We start from the raw sequence: 18310 nt of genomic DNA on the forward strand, positions 1-18310 counted from the left end.
CAGTTCGGCATGAGAGCATTCCAATGATCGACCGGCGTCTATTTCTTGGGCTGGCTACCGCGGCCACAGCTTTCCCGTCCGCATTGTTCGGTCAGGCAACAAAAACGGAGGTATCCTTGATGAGTTTCCGAATGGCCTTTGGTGGTCACAGCATGACCGCGACCTTGTTTGACAACCCGTCGGCACGCGAGCTCATGAAAATGCTGCCGCTCGATCTCACGATCGAAGACTATTCGACCAACGAGAAAATCGCATATCTGCCTCGAAAGTTGACGCAGGTGACGGATAAGCCGTTCGATAACGCACGTCCCGGCGACATCGCTTATTACGCGCCATGGGGTAATCTGGTCTTCTACTACGACAGCTACCGATACTCGAAAGGGCTGATCCGCCTCGGACGTTTCGATGACGGCTTCGAGCCACTTTTGACCCGAGGCGAATTCTCTCTGCGCATAGAGCGCGCCTGACACGCGCGTGCCAAAGGTAAATGCCACTAACGTCGGGAAAGCAAGCGGGTCATGGCATGATGGGGTGCCGGCTTATCGCTATCCGGTCCGCTTTCCCTTTCGAGACGTGCACGAATCTTTTCGATTTCCTCTTCCGTGAGGTGCTCGATCCCAATGAAGTCACCGCGCGCCTGCTCCACCGCCCGCAGCAGCTCGTCCAGTTTTGCTTCCATCGCCGCGGAATCCCGGTTCTGTGAATTCTGCACGAGGAAAATCATCAGGAAGGTGACAATGGTCGTACCCGTATTGATGACCAGTTGCCAGACCTCCGAAAACCCAAACAGCGGTCCGCTTATCCCCCAGACGAGCACGGTTCCGAGAGCCACCATGAACGCCGTTGGAGAGCCGGAAAATGAAGCTATAGCGCTTGCGAAGCGAGTGAAGAATTTATTCATAACACGCTGCCCCTTGTTGCCATTTTAGGGATGCCAACTAACAAACAAAATGCACGATTGTTCCGGGGTGCCGTGACAGCGGAAGTTCCGATTTGCACTTCGATCCGCGGCAAGCCCTCATTTGTGTTCGTTCTCGCCAAGGTGGTCGGTGAATTCTCCCCAACGACAATGAGGCGGCCACCAACTCTCCTACCCCGGCATTCAAGCAGGTCAGCACAAGTGTCGGTGCCATCACCTCCGCTTGACTATTCTCCGAAGCATGGAGCCTCTCGCCTTGTGAGGAATGAGATCGATATCGCTGACAAGCTTTGCGCCCCCCTCCCGCCGTTCCAATGTGATCTTCCGGCTATGAAACGCTTCCAGTTCGGCACGATGCGCTACGCTTACGATCGTCGCATCGGGTAACTCATCAATTACCGTCTGCATCATCTTGTCCTGACTTTTCTCGTCCAGAGCCGCCGTCGCCTCGTCCATAACGATGATGTCGGGGGCGTTCAGCAACAGGCGTGCGAAGGTCAGCCGTTGTTTTTCGCCACCTGATAACGTCTGGTCCCACGGCGCCTCGTCTTCAATCTTGTCCTTGAGTTGACCCAGACCGACCTTGTCGAGAGCGGCCCCGATCTCTTCCGGCGTCCAGCTCTCGGCCGGTTGCGGATAGCAGACCGCCCGACGTAGCGTTCCGGCCGGAATATACGGCCGCTGCGGCAGCATGAACAATCGGCTGCCGGCGCGAAAATTGACGCTGCCTCCACCCCATGGCCAGAGACCGGAAATGGCCCGAACCAGTGTGCTTTTGCCCGAGCCCGATTCCCCCGCGACAAGCACTCTCTCACCCGCGCCGATCTCGACATCCGTCTCCTTGACGACGGCCGTTCCGTCACCGAGAGAAACGGACACATCCTTGAGGCTGAGTATTGTCTCGCCTTCCGTTTCGCCTCGCACGATCCGACCGAGCGTATCGCTCTTTTCGGCGCGCTCCAGGCCATCGAGCGACATCATCAGGGAGGCAACACGTCGCGCGCAGGCATTCCAGTCGGCCAGACGGGGATAGTTGTCGACCAGCCAGCCAAATGCGGATTGGACAATGGTGAAAGCGGAAGCAGCCTGCATTACCTCGCCAAGAGACATGCTTCCATCGAGAAACTTCGGCGCGCACAACAGAACCGGTACGACGGGGGCAATCAACATCGATCCATTCGATACGACCGTGGTGCGCATGTATTGCTGCGCCATGAGACGCCACTGCCGCCGGACATTGCCGAAGCGCTTGTCCAGATCGCTGCGCTCCTCGTCTTCGCCGCCAAGCAGGGCGATGCTCTCACCATTCTCCCTGACGCGCGTAAGCGTGTAGCGAAACTCCGCTTCAACCTGGTTCTTGACTTCGGAAACCTTGACGAAGTTCCGGGCAATGAAGGCGATGGAACTGGATGTGATGATTGCATAGATAACGGCCGCAATCACGAGAAAGCCGGGGATCGTGATCCAGACGCCCGCGATGGAGACCGTGAGAGCCCCACCAATCGTCCACAAGACAACGATAAAGGTAGAGGCAGACACGAATGCAGCGATGACACCTGAAACAAAATCCACCGGCGCCTCGGTGGCAATACGCATATCCTCCGAGAGCCTTGCCTCGGGGTTTTGATGGTCACCATCGATCAAATTGAGCTGATAATAGCGGCCATTCGCAATCCATCTCCCAACGAGCGCCTTTGTCAGCCAGGAACGCCAGCGCCGCTGAATGCGCATCCTGACATACACCTGCGAGGTTACGATAAAGACACTTCCCAGGACGAGCAGCGGAAAGACGGATCCAAGAAAATAGACCGTCGACGCGTCGCGTTTTTCAATCGCGTCAAAAATCCCGCGATTCCAGACGTTGATGCCATACTGGAAGCCGACATTTATGCCGATCATAGCCAGAAGCCCGAGCGAAAACAGCCAGGCCAGCCGATCGCCGCGACGGCTCCAGAAACCTCGCGCGCTGATCCAGAAACGCTTCAGCAGATATTTCCTGCGAGCCTCCTCGGCCTCCTCCGGCGTCAAGCCCAAAGTGGGTTCCATCTCCTCTGGCGGGAGCGGATCATCGTTTTCATGGGCATCGTTTTCGGATGCGGTTGGGGTGCCAGTCTCGTCGGCACCAACGACCGGCTTCGGTCCTGCGTCATCATCGATCATGGGCGCTAAACGAACAATGCGTCGAAAGGTTTCACGACTTTGTGATGCGTCGTGAAATATAATTCCGTTACTGCGCGGCGCTTTTCAAAAGGCTCTAAATACACGGCTTTCTGGCCCGCTGCCGACATACCGGAATCGCGCTAGCGGATATTCTGACCGTTGGTGGAGACGGTCCAGGTGCATCGCCATGGGGTGCCTGACTTAGCGCGCGGTGCGACAGATCATATTGACGGTTAACCGCGTGTTGACTTCCCGTTTGACGAGATGGCCTAACATAAGCAGACTCTGAAATTGGACCCCGCCGCACCCGGTTTTCATGCCGTGCGGCAAGCATACGGCGCCATCATGCGACTCAGTACCATCACGAACCTGGCTTATGCTGTCACCCTCGTGCTCACGACAGTATCGGCGACCACATTCATTCTATCGGCCAGAAGCGCTTCTCAAGAGCGGGTGGCAATCCAGAATCATCTCGAACTGACCGATCTCGCCGAAGAACTGGCGATCATTGCGGACGAGCGCACCGAGGAGGCGCGTCTTTACGTCATGCGGGGCGACGAGCAGCATCTCGCAAAATTCTACGTCGACGAAGATCAGGAAAAGCACCTTGAAAACAGCCTGGACAAACTCGCAGCTCTTGGTGTTTCGCCGCAAGAGGCAGGCTCATTTCAGGACATACGAAAGAGCGCCGACGCACTGGACAAGATGGAGCGCGATGCAATCGGTTTCTATCGATCCGGCCGCCAGAACGATGCACAGCAGGTCCTGTTCGGCGATGAGCACTATCGACTGCATACGGACCTGCTGACAACCGTCGCGACGCTGAGAGAAGCCATTGCGGCCCGCTCGCAGGCAATTGTTGACCAGGCTAAAGACCGAAGCGATTTCTACGGATCGATCGCGAAGGTGATGCTTGCGCTCACCGCCCTCATGTTTGTGGCCGTACTCTATTTTGTCCTCAGCAGACGCGTTGCCTTGCCGCTTATCAAAATGAGCAACATCGTCACGCGCCTTGCTCGGCAGGATTACAGTATCGACCTGCCCGACGAAGGCCGGCGTGACGAAATCGGTGAAATGAACCAGGCTATCAGGATCTTCCGCAGCAACGGGCTGGAACGGGAACGGCTTGACGCGGAGCACCGCAGGAATCAACGCATCAAGGACCTGATCCTGCAGATGATGCATCGGATTCAGGCCTGCCAGAATCAGGAAGAATTGTCCGACGTCGTTTCGAAATTCATGCCGCAGATTTTCCCGGCCATTGCCGGCCGCCTGCTTGTTCTCAAGGAAAACAGTTCGGTTCTCCAATCGACCGGACAATGGTCCGATCCTTCGTTTTCCGCCCCGGAATTTTCGATAGACGATTGCTGGGCTCTCCGTCGCGGACGTCCCCACGCCAGCAACCCGGGCGGAGACGATGTTGTCTGCCGTCACCTACATGGCAGTTTCGGAACCGGCCTTTGCATACCACTCACCGCATTGGGAGACACCGTCGGCTTATTGTATCTTGAAATTCCGCAGAGTAGCGAGACGCTGGAGTTAGAGCGGCTATATCTCGAACTCCTCGCCGAAAATATAGGCCTTGCCGTTGCAAACCTCCAGCTTCGGCAGCGGCTGGTTGGCATGGCACGGCAAGACGCCCTGACTGGTCTTTTGAACCGTCGATCGCTTGATGAGACGCTGAACAGGCATATTGAAAAGCCAGCCAATTCTCTTGCGTGTCTGATGCTCGACATCGACCATTTCAAGCGCTTCAATGACCGGTTTGGCCATGATGCCGGAGATGCGGTGATGCAATATGTCGCCCAGGTACTGTCGGAAGCTGTCGGCGATCTGGGTGAACTATTCCGTTTCGGCGGCGAGGAATTCACCGTGCTCATGCCGGCTGGGGGCATTGAAGATGCCATCAAGGTTGCGGAGAAACTCCGGCACGCGGTCAAGCGCGCACCTTTCACCTACCGGGGCCGTCTCCTTGACTCGATCACCATATCCATTGGTATCGCAACGTCACCGGGTGCCGGAACCGTGAGCAGCGTCCTGGAACGGGCGGACGCTGCGCTTTTGAGCGCCAAGCAGACAGGCCGGAACAAGTGGGTGTCGGCCGAGAAGCCTCCAACCGATTAGGTAGAGGCTCCGCCGCGCCGATTGCGTGGTTATCGACGCAGCAGCCGACCTAGCATATTTGACCGGCTAGACGATGAGGTTCGGGTTCTTCCACAGCTGGAATCCGCCCTCGAAAGCAAGCGCATTGTCTCCGCGGCGGCATCCGGGCGGCAGGGTATCGAGTTTTTCGACATTACCGCCGCCGATGACCACCTCATCCGGTTCAAGGGCGGCAGTCAGACGCTTTACGACATCAGTGACGCGCTTTTGCCATTTGGCATTGCCCTTCTCTTCGCGATACGCCTCTCGGAGATAGTGCTCGTACGTTTTGCCCTTCCGATAGGGAAGATGAGCGATCTCCATGGGCTGGGCCACGTTTTCGACAATCATCGCAGCTCCCAGGCCTGTTCCGAGACCGAGAAACAACATGCGCCCGCCCTGATAGGAGCCGATTGCCTGCATCAGCGCATCGTTAACGATACGAACGGGGCAGCGGAAAGCGCCGGCGTAATCATAACCAACCCAGCCTGTACCCAGATTGACCGGTTCGCGAAGCGGTTTGTTGTGGACGACCGGACCGGGATATCCCATGGCGATGACGTCATAGGTCATGTCTTTCGCCATGGCGGTTACGGCGATGACCATTTCTGGCCCAGTCATCGCCTTGCCGCTTTCGACCTTGCGCTCGTCGCCACCGGCACTTGAGCGAATCTTGACGTGGCTGCCGCCGATATCGATCGCTAGTACGATCCGATCCTGTGTCATTGAACTACCGTCCGTGGTATTTGCCGGCATGGGCGTCACTCCGGATCGACCCAACCGCCGGGCGGCGCGAAACTCTCCATCTCGACCGGACCCCAGCTTCCTACGGCATAGCGTGGCGGCACGGCCGGGTCGTCGAGAATGGGCTCAACGATTCTCCATGCGAGTTCTGCCGCATCCTGACGGGTGAAAAGCTGGCGTTCGCCTGCCATCGCATCGCCGATCAGCCGTTCATAAGGCGCCATGTCGCCGATGCCGTCATCGACAGCACCCAGTTCCACCGCCTCGCCGAGCATACCGTCCCCGGCAGCCTTGCGGCGCGCGCCAATGCCGATGGCGATATCTGGCCCGAGCCGAAAGCGCACATAATTTGCGGCCGCCGTCTCAACATCGCCGAATAGCGCTATCGGCGGCCGCTTGAAACGCACCACAACTTCGGTTGCATGGGCAGGCAGGTTCTTTCCGGCGCGGATGAAGAAAGGCACGCCGTTCCAGCGCCATGTGGCCACGCGAAACCGCACGGCGGCAAAGGTCTCGCGGCTCGAGCCGGACGCAACGCCGGGTTCGTCAAGGTAACCGTCGAACTGGCCACGCACCACATCCTCGCGGCTGAGCGGTGGCATGGCTTTGAGGATCTGCACTTTCTCATCGACAAGATCGTCCGAAGCGCTTGTTGCCGGTGGCTCCATGGCCAGTAGCAACAGCACGTTGATGAGATGGTTCTGGATCACATCCCGGATGCATCCAACCTCGTCATAAAACTTTCCGCGTCCCTTGATGCCGAAATCCTCGGCCATGGTGATCTGCACGCTTTCAACATGGTCGCGGTTCCAGACCGGTTCAAGAAAAGCATTCGCGAACCGGAAATAAAGAAGGTTCTGAATCGCCTCCTTGCCGAGAAAATGGTCGATGCGAAAAATGGCGTCCTCTTCGAAAACCGCGTGCAGCGACTGGTTCAGCGCCTCTGCCGTGGCAAGATCGCGGCCGAACGGTTTTTCCACCATCAATCGTGCCGAGGCGGCTATCCCGGCCTTATCAAGCCCGGTCACGACGGTTTCAAACAGTGACGGCGGAATGGCGAGGTAATAAAGCGGATGACCGTGGTCACCGAGTGCGGCGCGCAGCTTTTCGAATGTCGCCTCGTTTCGGTAGTCGCCGGACACGTAATGCAGTTGAGAAGCGAATTTTTCGAAGACGGCTTCATCGATCTTGTCGACGTGGCTGGTAACCGCGTCGCGCGCCCTTGCGATCAACTGATCGCGCGACCAGTCATCGAAGGCGACACCGATGACTGGTGTTTGAAGCGCGCCGCGTTTCACCATGGCGAAAAGGGAAGGAAAGATCATTTTGTAGGCAAGGTCGCCGGTGGCACCGAACACTACGAGCACGTCCGATCGCTGCTTATCCATGGCCGGCGCCCTCATTTTGCTTTTTCCAGATGGCCACCAAAGGCATTGCGCATGGCCGAGAGTACCTTGCCGGCAAACTCCGCCTCACCGCGTGAGGAGAAGCGCTCGAACAGGGCGGAAGCCAAAACAGGCGCAGGAACACCCGTTTCGACGGCCGCCTGAAGGGTCCAGCGCCCTTCGCCTGAATCTGACACCCGCCCGCCATACTGGTCGAGATGAGGGTCCTGCTTCAGCGCCTCCGCCGTCAGATCGAGCAACCACGAGCCGATGACAGACCCATGTCGCCAGACCTCCGTCACGGCAGGAAGATCGATGTCGAACTGGTAATATTGCGGGTGGGCGAGCGGCGCAGTTTCCGCATCGGCCTCCCGGTGCTGCGTGCCGGCATTCGCGGCCTTCAAGATATTCAGGCCTTCAGCATAGGCGGCCATGACACCGTATTCGATGCCATTGTGAACCATCTTGACGAAATGCCCAGCGCCTGACGGTCCGCAATGCAAATATCCCATTGGCGCCGTGCCGGTGACGGGATCGGCCGCGATGCCTTGGCCCGCACCGGGAGCGAGCGAAGCAAAAATCGGATCGAGCCGCTGCACAGCACCCAACGGGCCACCGATCATCAGAGAATAGCCGCGCTCCAGACCCCAGACGCCACCGGATGTACCGGTGTCGATGAAGTCGATGCTACGGGGCGCAAATTCCGCCGCCAAATCGATGGCATCCCGGTAGAAGGAGTTGCCGCCATCGATGATGGCATCGCCCGCCTGCAATCTGGCGGCAAAGTCACGAGCAATTTTCGGCGTTATTGCCGCCGGCAGCATTAGCCAGACGGCGCGTGGCGGTGACAGCTTCGCAACCAGGTCGTCTGGCGAGGTCGCGCCAACTGCGCCTTCCTTCACCAATGCTGCGACATTGTCGAGATTGACGTCGAAGACCACGCAATCATGACCCTGTTTCAGAAGACGGCGCACCATGTTTGCGCCCATTCGTCCAAGCCCAACCATTCCGATCTGCATGCTGACACTCCATTTGTCCAATGCGCGATATGTACTTCATTCGCCGAGGCGAACGGTGAAATCCTGGTTTTCCCAATTCCCTGTGTTTGGCCAAAAGAAAGTAAAAACGATTGCGTCGCCCGCCGCCATATCCTGAACGGGCAAGTCGACGAAATATGTGCCAAGGCCGGAAGCACTCGTTCTGGTGTCGCTGGTCGTCACCCAACCATCCGCACTCCAGTGCACGACAGCATCATCCGTCAGTTCGAGCCGCAACATCTTGCCGGCCGGCATCCCGGCAATCTTGTTATTGAAACACCAGATCCGAAGGTGCGACGGCGTCTTGTTGAGGATGTAGCGCTCCACACCCTGCGGCGGCACGTCGAAAACGGAACCATCGGCAAGCGACCGCAGAAGTTTGATATGTTCAGCATGCGCCCAGACCAGCGGCATCGCACTTCCTGAGGGCTGGCCGTAGAAAAGCTCGTATTCGGGGATGTCAGGCTGGTCCCAGAGCTGCTCGGGGAAAAGGCCGTTCCCACCGGCCGATTTCTCCAGCGTTACCAGCAGCGCTTCGGCCACCTCCCGCCTTCCCGCAGCAAGCTCGTAATGGGCGCGTTCGCCGGTTAAAAGCGGCCATGGCCGCCCCTGCCCGGTGCCGTCGAATGCTGCTCCATCGGCGTGCTCACCATATCCATCGCCCGTATATCTATACCATACAGGCCCCTGCGGCAGATCGGCACGCAGGCAATGGTCGATTGCTTTGATCGTCGCGAGAATATGCGGATCGTCAGGCGCGCGCAGGCCGAAGCGAACAAGGGCAAGCGCATCGGGACTGATGACGTCGCTGGTCGGCAGCGTGGAACGGTCCGGCGTCTGGTTGCGGATGGGCGTATCGCCGAATGGTCGAGCTACGTCGGTCGCGTCAGGCGAAGCGATGCGAACATAGTGGCCGGAAATGCCAAGCGCGGCGCAGAATGTCTCGTCACCGGCAAAGGTCCATTGTTCGATCTGCTCGTTCCAGCAATCAGCCGTTTCCCGTAGATGCACGGCTTCGGCAGCATCACCGTCCATATCGATAAGGTCGGCAGCGGCAAGCAGCGCAGCGATCTCGACGGCAAGGGTGAAGGGACTGTAGCCGGCATCCTCTTCCCACCTGTCCTCACCGGTCGTCGGGCCGTTTGCCAGAATATAGGCCGCGGCGCGGTGGATCATCGGCATAAAATCCGCCCGCGTGGCATGATCCAGGTGACCATGTCGATGCAGCATATCCGCCAGCAGGATCGGAAAGGCGCATTCATCCATCTGGACGCCTGGCCAATAGGGTTTGCCATCCAGCCAGAGGTTTTGCGGCCAGCGGCCCGATGGCTGCTGTACCTGACGAAGATAATTGAGGATCGCCAGCGCCTCGTGGTGATCGCCGGCCGCCAGAAATCCGCCGGCCGCTTCCACCAGATCGCGCGGCCAGACCAGGTGATAACCACCGAGATCGTCATCGCTCTTCGATGCTCCCCAAGGGATCGACAGGCTTGCAACAACAGCGCCCGGTCGGTCGGCGGCACGATGTGCGGCGAGCACTGCTGTCGACACCCGATAGGAATTGATGCCGTGATGCGTATCGCGGTCGAGCGTTTCCAGCCGGTCTTGCCAGTTGCGCCAGTTGGCAACGTAGGCCTCGTGCGCCCGTTCAAAGCCATGCTTCAGACTATAAACGGCCGCCGCAGCCGCTTCATATTCCGTCTCGCCAAAGCCGAGCGCCAATGTTGCCGCGCCATTGACATCACTGAAGTCGATCTCACCTGCCAGCGAGACATTTCCGTCATCGGCTCGCTGGTACTCTTCAACGATGCGTCCGTGCCGATGCAACTGCTGCCAACCATCGGAAACACCCACGAAACCGGCGCTGACTGCCCGCCAGGGCAGATCGCAGACAAGCGCAAGATATCGTGAACGGCCGGTCGCGAAGAGGACCTGATGTCCCTCATAGTCGCCAATCCAAGCCGAGTTAAGATTGCCTGCATTGACGAGATGAGGTGCCAGCAGCGCAGTCACGCGATAATCCGAAATTTGTCCCTTCAGGGGAATGAACGAAAGCTGCTGAAGAACACTGGCCCGCGCGGGATCGCTGATCACCTGTTTCTCGATTCTGAACGAGCCATCCGTCGCCGTATTGGTAATGTGAAATGCCGGAATTCCGCTTTTAAAAGGGCGGGTGACGGATACGCAGTCGCGTTTTTCCTCCGAAAAGTAACCCTCAGGCCCAGTGACAACAAAACCGAGATCGCGGGTGCAGGCACTGTCTATCCTCGGATAATAGACCTCGTTCAGAATGCCGTGGCTGAGCGTGAACCAGATAGGCGATGCTTCCGACAGCGCAGTGCCGACCCCGTTTTTGGCGCTCGACGTCCAGCGCGCTTCTATGCCAGGCGCGCCCGGTGCAAAATCCAGTCCGGTGCGCATCATGAAATGTCTCGGTTACGCTGATGAGGCAGACGAAAGTGGCGCGAATTGCAGTCCTGAACAGTCATGACGGGGTATCTCGACCTTGAACCAAGGCTCTGTTCCTGGATAACAACAGGAAACGGGCTTACCGGTTCCTTGCTCATATCCACAACGGATGCAGCCTCGCCATAAAGCTAGGTATTGGCGAACTGGTACACAACTAAAGATTTGGTAATTTAAGCCGCGCCGCGCGTTGGAGGTTTTGGGTTGCAGGACCAACACGCTCAGCCACCGAGCCGCCGCTAGAGCGGGCGGCCGTTGTGGATCACACCGATATTGCCGATGAACCGGCTATTCCAAGTGGATATCAACCGCCCGACCAGCCCCTCGCATTGCGTATGGCGCGTGCAAAGCGAGCGTGATCCGCTTCTTCGACCGATCCGTCGGGATTGAATATCTCGGCATCTTTTCGCATGGCGGTGACATCGATATCGCACAGTTCCGCGAGACCAAGCGCCGTCAACTCGCGCATGGCCGGAACGCAGATGGTCCGACCACTGGCAGCGGCCAGGAAACGGGCGAAATAGCGACTGTTCGACAGGCCGCCATCTATCGAAATCGTATCGCCGATGGGAACGAAAGTCTGCGCGGCTTCGATCAACCGAACCGTCAGCAACGCAATGCCCTCAAGCAGGGCGCGCACCATGTCACTCCGCGCCGTTGCGTGGTCCATGCCGATGAAAAGCGGTACGGCCTGTCTATCCCAATATGGCGCGGCAAGGCCCGAAAATGCAGGCACGAACACCAGCCCACGACGAACGGCCGATGAACCCTCAAAACCGTCAAGTTCAGTATTGTCAACATAAAGGCCGATCTTTCGCGCCCATTCCAGCGCGGCACCGGCGTCATAAACCCCGCCTTCTATGGCGAAAATGGCCGCGCCGCCTTGCTTTTGCCAGCCAATGGTGGGCAGAAGCTCCCCCGACAACGGGCGTTCGTGACCAGCGATGGCCAACAGAAAGGCGCCCGTGCCGAAGGTTATCTTACAATCGCCCGGTTTGCGGCAACCGTGCCCATAAAGCGCCGCCTGCTGATCGACGATGGAAACGCGAATGGGCGTTCCCTCGATGGAACCGAAGCCGCCATTAACAGGACCGATTGTGGGCAGGCAATCCAGCGGCACCCCATGAAGAGCGCAGAGTTCCGGGCTCCAGGCACCCGTTGCCAGATCAAGCAGTCCCGTCCGCGAGGCCGTTGCAAGGTCGGTGCGGAAACAGCTTGTAAGCCGATCCAGAAAGAATGCGTCGGTGGTGCCCAGGCGCAACCGCCCTTCGGCTCTCGCCCGTGCCACCGCCGGATTGTGCCTTAGCAACCACGACAGTTTGCTCGCCGAAAAATAGGGATCGAGCGGCAATCCGCAAATCTCTTTCGATCGTTCCGCAGCCGATTGGGGCAACGCGGCCAGGGCTTCGGCGGTGCGGGCATCCTGCCAGACGATGACCGGCGAAAGCGCTTCCCCACTCTTGGCATCCCACGCCAGGCAACTCTCGCCCTGGTTGGCGATCGCGATCGCATCTACCGGCCCGGCATCGGCCAGTACCGCGCGGATGTTGCGCAACAGCTCTTCCGGATCATGCTCCACATGGCCGGGGTTTGGATAGAACTGTGCATGACGCAGGCTTGAGACGAGTTGCGCCGTGCCATCGTCGCTTATCACAAGGCATCGGGTCGACGTCGTTCCCTGATCGATCGCCGCTATGCGCATCAATTCGTCTCCTGAAAGTGAAAGGCAATCTGGGTCGCCTCAACGGCGGCGCGGGGAATGGGCACAAGCACACGGCGTTCCGGCAGCCACCTGCCGGACTTGCTCCACACTTCCGTTCCATCAAGATGAAGCGAAAGCCTGCCTCGAACACGTCTGATGAAGCGCAGCTGAAAATCGAGAAAAGCCGGCCGGTCAAGTCCCCCCGATCGCACCATGGTGGGTACCGCGAGTTTGAGCGGGTCGGCGAAAGCGATACGCACTGCCTTTGCGTTGCAGAGTTCGCGGGTGAGATCGTCGGCAACGGCAGCACCCACGCGGCGGCCTTCGCGAAACGACCAGCCACCCGTTTCCACGGCCCGCAATACGTTCCCCGTGGCGAAGAACATCGGGTTGGCCATCCGGCCGTCCTGATCGATCGTAGGGCCATCGCTGCCTGCCGCCACATCAACAGGGGATGCGTTCAGAAGCGTTGCCTCCGGCGTGAACCGCCCGGTGAGGAGAACACCATCGCACTTGACGGTGAGGATACGGCCATCTGCCAGCCGGATGTCGGCCTCCTCGACACGACCGCTCCCACGAATGTCCACAAGTGTTGCGCGGCAATAAAAGGGCACTCCGACCAATCGCGGAAACCACCGGAAAAGCGACCGCGCCAGCGGTTCCGGCTCAGGCTCGATCATCGCCACCGGCCGCGCGCCATGCGTTAGGCATGTGAGAAGCGCGGAAAAGGAAACCAGTTCCGAACCAAGGATAAGCGGCCGGCGAAAGGGCATGATGCCGTGAAAGGCGACATAGGATTGCAGCGTGCCGGTGGTGATCACTCCCACCGGCCGGTCGCCCGGCAGGAGCCGCGCTGAGCGTGGTTTTTCCCGCGCGCCGGTCGCCAGCACAATGCGCCGGGCCTTCAACGTTTCCACGCCGCGCGCAGACGTAACCAGCAGCGTACCGTCCTGTCCGAGTTCCACCACGGCATGACCGGTGCGGACATCGACGCCCGCATCCTGCGCCTGCCGCTGCAGACGTCGCGCATAGGCCGGGCCGAAATAAACGCGTCCGAATTCGCGCATGCCGAAAGGCGAATGTGTGCAATGACGGGGTGCGCCGCCAAGCGCTGGCTCACGCTCGAGGATCGTCACACGCGCGACGCCGCGTGCTTTCAGCTCCAGCGCTGCCGCCAGGCCCGCCGGGCCGCCGCCGACCACGATTACATCTGCATCCGGAACGTTTTCTTGCATCTGCTGAAAAGGCTTCCGGGAGCTCATCGATCGTCTCCCGGACGGACCGCAAGCGGTACAGCCAGACGGTCGCCCGTCATCGCGGCCAGCCGGGCGTTGCAGTAAAATCCCTGACAGCGCCCCATGCCGGCGCGGGTGCGCCGCCGCAGACCTCCGAAATCACCCGGCGGCACCGGGCTGGAAAATGTCGCCTCGATCTCACGGCGGGTGACAAGCTCGCAATGGCAGACGATTTCGCCATGATCAGCGCGCTGCCAGTCCCGCTCGCAGGTTTCGCTCAGGTTCGGCATCGTCACATGAGGCACTGCGGGCGGGGGCATGAAGCGCGTGCCGAAACTTTCGTGAAGCGCCAGAGCGTGCTGCGCCAGACCAAGTGCCGCACTGAGACCGGTGGATCGCACGCCGCCAAGCGTGATCGCGCGCCGGTCCGGCCGTGCGGAAATCCGGTAATGTTTCTTCTCGGAGGCCGGGCGCAAGCCGGCATAGATAGCGGTTACGGGAATGGAGGCGAGTGCCGGAACGATCTCCCTGCCGCGCGTCAGCAGCGCTTCCAGCGCCGCCGTTTCTACCGTCGCACGCTCGCGGTCATCCTGTTCTTCCGCCGTCGGGCCGATGAGAACGTTGCCGAAGGCAGTTGGACACACAACGATGCCCTTGGTGATTTCGGTGGGAACGGGCAGGACGATGCGCGGCACGTGCCGGCGGGCGGCCTTGTCGAGAACGACGAATTGTCCCTTGCGAGGCTTGATGGTGAAGTCTGGGACAAGCCCCAGCCGCGCATCGACGATATCGCCGAACAATCCGGCCGCATTGACAACGCTCGCCGCAAGAATCGGACCCGCCGTCGTCTCTATCCGCCACGCGCCATCAAACGCACCGGACAGGACTTCAGCGTTGCGCACCAGCTGCGCGCCAAGCGCCACCGCTTGCGTAAGATAGCCTAGCGGCGCGGACCAGGGATCGATGACATATTCACCCGGAACTTCGAGTGCTGCGACAAGACGGTCGGACAAGCCGGGCATGGATTCCCGGGCCTGCCGGGCCGTGAGCAGACCGAGCTCGGAAATGCCGTTGCGTCGCCCCTGCTCGGCGATCGCCTCCAGGCTTTGCGCCTCGTCGGGATTCCACGCACAAACCAACGCGCCGGTTTCAACGAGGCTAAGGCCCATCTGCCTGTGGATGGACAGATATTCTGCCCGACCCGCCTTCACCAATTCCAGTTCCAGACCGCCTTCGGGCGCATCGAAGCCGGTGTGGAGGATAGCGCTGTTAGCCTTGGATGCCCCGGAAAGAATATCGGACCCCTTCTCGACGATCACGACCTTCGCACCAGCCAGTGCGAAACGACGGGCAACCGCGCAACCGACCACCCCGGCACCGATGACGGCGACGTCGAATGCTGTGGAGAGGCTCTGGACCATGGGCTTGCCTTTATTTTCGTGGTTCGAAAGCGAAATCAACAGGCGCAACGGATCGAGCCGATGCACCTTGCCGGATCGTGGCTATGAATGAGATCTGCTTTGTTTCTAGTCGGACAAAGCCGTCAGCGGCTTTTCGAATTCAACCAGCGTCACGCCACTTGTCTCCTGCTGGCACATGGCGCTGATCAGGGTCATGATCTTCCCCGCCGCTTCGACGGGCGGCACGCCACCATCACGAATATTGGAAATGCAGTTGCGTCGGGAGTCCGGCAGCCCGGTCTCCGGCCCGAAGGTGACATAGGCGCCAAGACTGTCGGCTGCCGAAAGGCCCGGCCGCTCGCCAATCAGGATCACCGCCACCTTTGCGCCGAGGACGGCTCCCACATCATCCGCCAGCGCAACCCGTGCCTGCGTGGCAAGTGTGATCGGCGCAACCGTCAATCCGTTGCTTGCGAGTGAATTAAGCAACGCCGTTGCCACCGGCACTGCATTCATCTCCACAGCCGTTGCGGAAAGCCCGTCGGCGATTACCAATGCGACATCGGCTCCCTTGGCCTGCCCGTCGAGCGCCAGACGGCCTTCGTCTGAAAGAGCACGGCCGAGATCGGGTCGGCGCAGGTAATCCGCACGGTCCTGCGCGCGGCTTGCAACATGCACGACATCCGCACCCGAAGCGCGCAAGTCACGCTCCATTTTTTCAATGTCCAGCGGACGCCACACGGCCTGGCGCGCCTGCGCATGATCCAACAGAAATGTCTGTACCGCGCGCGTGGGCGGGCTTGCACCCGTGCGGCCGAGCGCCACGCGTGCATCGGTTGCCACACGCAGGGCCTTGAGACGTTCCGGCGGGCTGGAGATGAGGGAGGGCCGGCGGTCACGCATCAGGCGGCGTCCCTTCCAAGAAAATCAAGTTCGCGAAGCCCGCGGTTCATCAGCGCAGGGTTCTCGATCATATGGCCGGCGGCATCCGTCACGCCCATATTCACCAGCCACTCCTCAAACTCCGGCGCAGGCCGACGCTTCAGCGTTTCGCGGGCATAGATTGAATCGTGATGGGAAAGCGTCTGGTAGTTCAGCATGACGTCGTCCGAGCCTGGCACGGTAATGACGAAGTTCACATCAGCGGCGCACAGCATGGTCAGCAGCACGTCCATGTCTTCCTGGTCGGCATCGGCGTGGTTGGTGTAGCAGACGTCGACACCCATCGGCAGGCCAAGCAGCTTTCCGCAGAAATGATCTTCAAGCCCGGCGCGAATGATCTGCTTGCCATTATAGAGATATTCCGGACCGATGAAGCCGACGACGGTATTCACCAGAAGCGGCGAGAATTCGCGCGCCACGGCATAGGCACGCGCCTCCATCGTTTGCTGATCGACACCAAAATGCGCATCGGCCGACAGGGCAGCCCCCTGCCCCGTCTCGAAATACATGAGGTCGCTGCCGATAGTTCCGCGCTTCAGCGACTGACCAGCCTCATGAGCCTCTCGCAGAACGGCAAGATCAATGCCGAAGCCCGCATTGGCCTTCTGGGAACCCGCAATCGACTGGAAAACCAGATCGACGGGTGCAGCGCGCTCCATCGCCCTGATAGCCGTCGTCACATGGCCAAGGCAGCAGGTCTGGGTTGGGATGTCCAGCCATTGCCGCAGATCGTCAAGCAACTGCACGACGCGGATATAGTCCGTCACAGCGCTGGTGGCCGGGTTAACACCGATCACCGCATCGCCGCTCCCCAGCAGCAACCCGTCAATGGCCGAGATGGCGATGCCACGGGAACTGTCAGTCGGGTGATTTGGCTGGTTGCGGGTGGACAGGCGGCCGGAAAGACCAATCGTGTTGCGAAAACGGGTCACGACTTCCCGTTTGGCCGATACCGTCACGAGATCCTGCAGACGCATGATCTTGGAGACTGCCGCCACCATTTCCGGTGTCAAACCCCAACTTACCGCCTCAAGTTCCGCGTGCCCGACCTTGGAATTGAGCAGCCACTCGCGAAATTCGCCAACCGTCAGAGAAGACACCGGCGCGAAGGCCAGTGCGTCGTGCTGGCGCGCGATCAGGGCCGAAATCTCGTCCTCGTCCGAGGCGATCAATTCCTGTGCAACAAAGGTGGAAAGCGGCAGATCGGCCAGCGCCATCTGCGCCGCCAGTCTCTCCACCGGCCCTTCCGCCGCGATCCCGGCCAATTGGTCACCGGACCTTTCCGGCGTCGCCTTTGCCATCAGGGTTTTCAGATCGTCGAAACGATAGGCCGTGCCGGCTGCGATCTGTCGATAAGCCATTTTTCCGGCCCCTTACTTCACGAAAGTCTTCGTGAGGCCCACCGTGCGGTCCACGATCAGGACGACGGCAAGCGTGAGCACGATCAGAAGAACGGAGATGGCGGCAACAAGCGGATCAGCCTGGGTTTCGACATGCTGATACATGGCAACGGGAAGCGTCGTGATGCGCGGACCGGTGAGGAACAGCGAAATCACGGCTTCATCGAACGAGACGAGAAAGGAAAGCGCTGCCGTTGCAACGATGCCAGGCGCAATCATCGGCATGGTGACGCGGCGAAAGACGGTAAGAGGTGACGCCCCGAGCGTGGAGGCGGCCTCCTCGTAGATCAGCGGCAGGCCCGCAAGCGACGTGGTGAGTACACGCAGCGCATAGGGCAACACGATGATCAGATGCGCGATCACCAGACCCGTGAATGTACCGAGCAGGCCCGCACCGGCAAAGACGATCAGGATCGCAAGGCCAAGAACGATGGTCGGCAGAAGAAGCGGCGCGGTGAAGAAGGCGAGCAATGTATCCGCGCCAATCACCCGCATCCGCACGATGGCATAGGAGGCGGGCAGCGCAATCAGCATGGAAAGCACGGTAACGATGACCGCAAGGAGCGTGCTGGTGCCCAGGGCGCCGATCATCTTGGAATTGTGCATGAGATCCACATACCAGCGCAGGCTCCAGCCGGAGGGCGGGAAGGTCATGTAGCTGTCGGACGAAAACGAGATCGGCACGACGAGCACCACAGGCGCAAGGAGGAAAAGGAACATGATGAAGGCGACAATTTTCAGCGCCAGCGGAGCGGGACGTTCTTCCATCTTCGATCTC

At 59.7% G+C, this 18310-nt stretch carries 14 protein-coding genes; 2 read left to right on the forward strand and 12 right to left on the reverse strand.

Going from position 1 to position 18310, the window contains the following annotated elements:
- Positions 1 to 23 precede the first annotated feature (23 nt).
- A complete protein-coding gene (locus ACQZ45_RS19860; protein ID WP_236736254.1) occupies positions 24 to 467 on the forward strand; it encodes a cyclophilin-like fold protein in 444 nt (147 codons plus the stop codon).
- 26 nt (positions 468 to 493) lie between these two features.
- On the opposite strand, the gene ACQZ45_RS19865 is transcribed toward ACQZ45_RS19860, so the two are convergent.
- Positions 494 to 901, reverse strand: a complete 408-nt coding sequence (locus ACQZ45_RS19865; RefSeq protein WP_025596031.1) for a low affinity iron permease family protein — start codon at positions 899 to 901, stop codon at positions 494 to 496.
- Positions 902 to 1132: 231 nt separating this feature from the next.
- The gene (locus ACQZ45_RS19870; protein ID WP_065688932.1) at positions 1133 to 3079 is read right to left on the reverse strand and encodes an ABC transporter ATP-binding protein/permease; all 1947 of its coding nucleotides are present in this window, start codon (positions 3077 to 3079) and stop codon (positions 1133 to 1135) included.
- A 345-nt stretch (positions 3080 to 3424) separates the two neighbouring features.
- Between ACQZ45_RS19870 and ACQZ45_RS19875 the strand changes: the two genes are divergently transcribed.
- Positions 3425 to 5203, forward strand: a complete 1779-nt coding sequence (locus ACQZ45_RS19875; RefSeq protein WP_448742505.1) for a diguanylate cyclase — start codon at positions 3425 to 3427, stop codon at positions 5201 to 5203.
- Between the two features lie 66 nt (positions 5204 to 5269).
- Here the strand turns inward: ACQZ45_RS19875 and ACQZ45_RS19880 are convergent, their stop codons facing one another.
- The 10 genes from ACQZ45_RS19880 to ACQZ45_RS19925 all read right to left on the reverse strand — a co-directional run bounded on the left by ACQZ45_RS19880 (position 5270) and on the right by ACQZ45_RS19925 (position 18300).
- Positions 5270 to 5947: an ROK family protein gene (locus ACQZ45_RS19880; RefSeq protein ID WP_025596028.1), complete on the reverse strand. Its 678-nt coding sequence runs from the start codon at positions 5945 to 5947 to the stop codon at positions 5270 to 5272.
- Positions 5948 to 5982: 35 nt separating this feature from the next.
- Positions 5983 to 7353, reverse strand: a complete 1371-nt coding sequence (gene zwf, locus ACQZ45_RS19885) for a glucose-6-phosphate dehydrogenase (protein WP_320187691.1) — start codon at positions 7351 to 7353, stop codon at positions 5983 to 5985.
- An 11-nt stretch (positions 7354 to 7364) separates the two neighbouring features.
- Positions 7365 to 8369: a phosphogluconate dehydrogenase (NAD(+)-dependent, decarboxylating) gene (gene gnd, locus ACQZ45_RS19890; RefSeq protein ID WP_013761314.1), complete on the reverse strand. Its 1005-nt coding sequence runs from the start codon at positions 8367 to 8369 to the stop codon at positions 7365 to 7367.
- 36 nt (positions 8370 to 8405) lie between these two features.
- Positions 8406 to 10811, reverse strand: coding sequence for a glucan 1,4-alpha-glucosidase (locus ACQZ45_RS19895; protein ID WP_162686616.1), 2406 nt, complete (start codon positions 10809 to 10811; stop codon positions 8406 to 8408).
- Positions 10812 to 11157: 346 nt separating this feature from the next.
- Positions 11158 to 12555 (reverse strand): FGGY family carbohydrate kinase, encoded by a 1398-nt coding sequence (locus tag ACQZ45_RS19900; protein WP_112959723.1) that lies wholly within the window; start codon positions 12553 to 12555, stop codon positions 11158 to 11160.
- Positions 12555 to 13817, reverse strand: a complete 1263-nt coding sequence (locus ACQZ45_RS19905; protein WP_065705388.1) for an FAD-dependent oxidoreductase — start codon at positions 13815 to 13817, stop codon at positions 12555 to 12557. Before ACQZ45_RS19905 ends, ACQZ45_RS19900 begins: the two co-directional genes overlap by 1 nt.
- The gene (locus ACQZ45_RS19910; RefSeq protein WP_112959770.1) at positions 13814 to 15211 is read right to left on the reverse strand and encodes an NAD(P)/FAD-dependent oxidoreductase; all 1398 of its coding nucleotides are present in this window, start codon (positions 15209 to 15211) and stop codon (positions 13814 to 13816) included. Before ACQZ45_RS19910 ends, ACQZ45_RS19905 begins: the two co-directional genes overlap by 4 nt.
- Before the next feature lie 105 nt (positions 15212 to 15316).
- Entirely contained in the window at positions 15317 to 16093 is a 777-nt protein-coding gene (gene eutC, locus ACQZ45_RS19915) for an ethanolamine ammonia-lyase subunit EutC (protein WP_112492988.1), read from the reverse strand.
- Positions 16093 to 17493: an ethanolamine ammonia-lyase subunit EutB gene (locus tag ACQZ45_RS19920; protein ID WP_112959725.1), complete on the reverse strand. Its 1401-nt coding sequence runs from the start codon at positions 17491 to 17493 to the stop codon at positions 16093 to 16095. The genes eutC and ACQZ45_RS19920 overlap by 1 nt, the downstream gene beginning before the upstream one ends.
- 12 nt (positions 17494 to 17505) lie before the next feature.
- The gene (locus tag ACQZ45_RS19925) at positions 17506 to 18300 is read right to left on the reverse strand and encodes an ABC transporter permease (protein WP_112176407.1); all 795 of its coding nucleotides are present in this window, start codon (positions 18298 to 18300) and stop codon (positions 17506 to 17508) included.
- Positions 18301 to 18310: the final 10 nt, after the last annotated feature.

It is taken from the genome of Agrobacterium sp. 16-2014-1-2a (assembly GCF_053522705.1).